General features: G+C 65.7%; 4 protein-coding genes. All 4 read right to left on the reverse strand.

All coding sequences use genetic code 11. From position 1 onward, the window contains the following. Positions 1-72 precede the first annotated feature (72 nt). The 4 genes from GON06_RS05845 to GON06_RS05860 all read right to left on the reverse strand — a co-directional run bounded on the left by GON06_RS05845 (position 73) and on the right by GON06_RS05860 (position 2,848). Complete coding sequence (locus GON06_RS05845) at positions 73-696, reverse strand: hypothetical protein (protein ID WP_157311398.1); 624 nt, start codon at positions 694-696, stop codon at positions 73-75. Then, positions 696-1,313, reverse strand: a complete 618-nt coding sequence (locus GON06_RS05850) for a hypothetical protein (protein ID WP_157311399.1) — start codon at positions 1,311-1,313, stop codon at positions 696-698. The genes GON06_RS05845 and GON06_RS05850 overlap by 1 nt, the downstream gene beginning before the upstream one ends. Positions 1,314-1,352: 39 nt before the next feature. Continuing rightward, complete coding sequence (locus GON06_RS05855) at positions 1,353-2,426, reverse strand: hypothetical protein (protein WP_157311400.1); 1,074 nt, start codon at positions 2,424-2,426, stop codon at positions 1,353-1,355. 116 nt (positions 2,427-2,542) lie between these two features. Next, the gene (locus tag GON06_RS05860) at positions 2,543-2,848 is read right to left on the reverse strand and encodes a flagellar protein FlgN (RefSeq protein WP_157311401.1); all 306 of its coding nucleotides are present in this window, start codon (positions 2,846-2,848) and stop codon (positions 2,543-2,545) included. Positions 2,849-2,981 lie beyond the last annotated feature (133 nt).

Below are 2,981 nucleotides of genomic sequence, written 5' to 3' on the forward strand. Positions count from 1 at the left end.
GCCCGACAACAACCACCCTACGAGACACCCTCGAAAACAGTCGATGGGGACAACTACCCATCAGCTGCCCGATCAGCGGTTCAGCGGCCACTCATCTCCCGGGCGTGTGACTGCGGAGACCAGCTCGTCGAGCCGGGCGGGATCGGGCCGGGGCACGAATCCGCTGAGCGCCGCCGACGACAGCGCGGCCTCGGCGAACGGTTCGACGAACGCCATCCCGTACGGTACGACGGGGCCGAGCATCGCGCACACAGTCGCGCCCGTCCCGAAGAAGATCCAGCGACGAGTCGCGAAATCCAGACCGTTCTCCCGCTGCGCCAGCGTGGCCGAGAACCCTGTGCCCAGCGCCTCGGTCTCCGTGAGACGCGGAGTCACCGGCAGGATGGCCGTGTTCGACCACAGGAAGTCCGCCTGCTCCGCGCGAGACAGCTCATGCGCGATCACCGAGATCATCAGTGGCGCGACGACTCCTCCGTCAGCGCCGACGATGAGCATGAACTTTCGATCGTCGTCCGCCTGTGCCCGCACCGCGAGCAGGGCTGACTCGATCCGCGTCCCGACCTCGTCGTCCGATCCGAGATCCCGGGCGAAGCCGGCCGCGGTCTCGCGAGCCCACGCCGCCGACTCGGCCGAGGACAGGCGTTCGGTGGGCACCGGGATCACACCGTCCGGGGCGTACTCGAGGGCGATCTCCATCAGCGCACCGTCCAGGTGAACGTGCTGATGTGAGTGTCGAAGAGCGCGGTCCAAAGGGTGAGATTGGGGTGATCCGCCGGGAGGTCCACTTCGTGGGTCACCGTAGCCGTCCACTGCACGGCCTCAGTGAGCCGTGTCCCCGGAATGGGAATCAGGTAGTTGACCAGCAACGACGCGACGTCCTCACCGTCGACCGACACTTCGCGCCGTTCGGTCCAGCGCACGATCTGCTGGCCTTCGCCGATGGGTACGCCTCCATGATGGCGGACAGCGCTCTCGACGATCTGCTCGAGAGTCGCCTCAGGCGATGAGGTGCGCTTGAGCCCCACCAGTGTGGCTGCCCCGATGGCCCACGTCGGTGCGGCATCGCCCGCGAACGCGTAGGCGAAGCCGTGGCGAGCGCGCAGGCCCTCGAGCACCTCATGCACCTTGTCCGCCAGGATCGGCCCGAATGCAGAGTTCTGCGCCCCGTGCAGTCGCGCTTCGGCACGGCGCATCAGGTCCCGCTCCGTCGCCTCGCTGAGGTCGAACGCCTCCCATCCCGGAGGAAGGAGCATCCGATAAGGAGGGATGACCGTTCCGGTCTTCCCCATCAGTTCTGCGCGCAGGCTGCTCATCGTCTCAGTCTTCCATGAGGCGGCTTTCACCGCGGTCGGTCAGGAGAACGGGTTCTGGTCCGGGTCGAACGTCCCCGCCCAGGCACCGCCCGCAGAATCCTTGATGCCACCGGCGATCGCGAAGTGCGACGCGAAGATGTTGCCGACCATGTCGAGCGTCTCCACGCCAGACATCTCCACCGCGAACCTGGAGACACCGTCACCGGTGAACAGACGCGCCGAGAATTCTGCGAAGCCCGTCGTGAAGCCGCCTCGGATCTGGCTGAGCGAGCTCAGCGGAGCGCGCCCGGCGAAGACGTTCAAGTAGCGCGCGCCGTCGGCTCCGAACTCCGCGCCTCTGATCATCGCCATCGGGCCACGGGCGAACTTGATGGCCGGGCCGATCAGCGGGATCACTCCGATCACTCCGAACACCACATCGAGGACGCTTCCGTTCCCCCTCGCGAGCCTCGCGACGGCGACGATCAGCGTGGCGACCGCCACGATGGCGGCAAGAGCCGCGATGATCGGGCCACCGATGATGATCGCGAGCACGGCGAGCACGATGCCGGCCACTGCGAGGAAGTCCGACATGAACTGCAGGAAGCCATCGACGTTGTCCCAGAAGCCGTCCTCGATCTTGTCGGACATGTCTTCGCGGATGTTGCTCGCAGCGTTCGTGAACGCGGTGTGCCAGGTGTTCCACTCGCGGTCGTAGTCAGCGGCGCGAGCGTCCCAATCGCCCCGTGCACCTGTCGCGGCGCCCGCGGCGTCCTGGGCGGCCTCGTCACGCGCGTCGATCGCGTCCTGACGTGCTTGCTCGTCATCCGCATCGGCACCGGTCGGGTAATTCGGCATCTGAGATGCCGCCGACGCTGCCTCTTCCTTCTTCTGCTGATACGTGATCCACAGCGAGTCGAGGTCCTGGAGGATCGGATCGATCGCGGCCTTCGAGGTCTCCAGGTCGGAGGCGTACTGCACGATGTGCGGAGCGACGACGTCGTACAGATCCGCTGCTCGACCGAGCTCCGCATGCATCTCGCCCGCGATCTCGGCGAGCTTGTCGACTGCCTGCCCCTCCATGTCAGCGCCGTTCTCGACCAGGCGCTTCAGCAACGTCGATGAGTCGCTCATCGCATCAGCGAGGTTCTGAAGAGAGGTCCCCCGAGCGCGGATGTCTCCGACATCACCCGTGAGCTCTCCGATCGGATGCCCAGCGGGCGAGGTCATCGGCATGTATTCGTACACGGTCAGCCTTCCGAGTTCTCGGACTTGGATGCAGCATCACGATCGAAGTCCTGGAACCCCTTGATCACGCTGGCGACGTACTCCTGGACGGTCTTGCAGCTGTCCATGAGCTTCTTGCGGCGGTCGTCCCAGCGACCCTCGAAGTCGGACGCGGCATCGCGCAGATCGCGCTCGCCGTAAGGCGAACCGACTGCGCCTTCCAGGTCGTTGCTGCGGGAACCTGCGTGTTCGAACTCGTCGATGATGCTCGTCAGCGCGGTCTGCAACGGCTCGAGATCGCCGTATTTCAGTTTGACCCCGTCACCCATGTCTGCCCTCCGTGGAAACTCCGGCGAGAGGGGACCGGCTGCAGCGCCGGTCCCCTCGATTCGAATCTTCGGTCAGTTGCCGGCGAGCTGCTGATCCAGATCCTGGATCGCACGCATCATGCCCAGCAGCGAC

The organism is Microbacterium sp. MAH-37, from assembly GCF_009758255.1.
GTDB lineage: Bacteria > Actinomycetota > Actinomycetes > Actinomycetales > Microbacteriaceae > Microbacterium.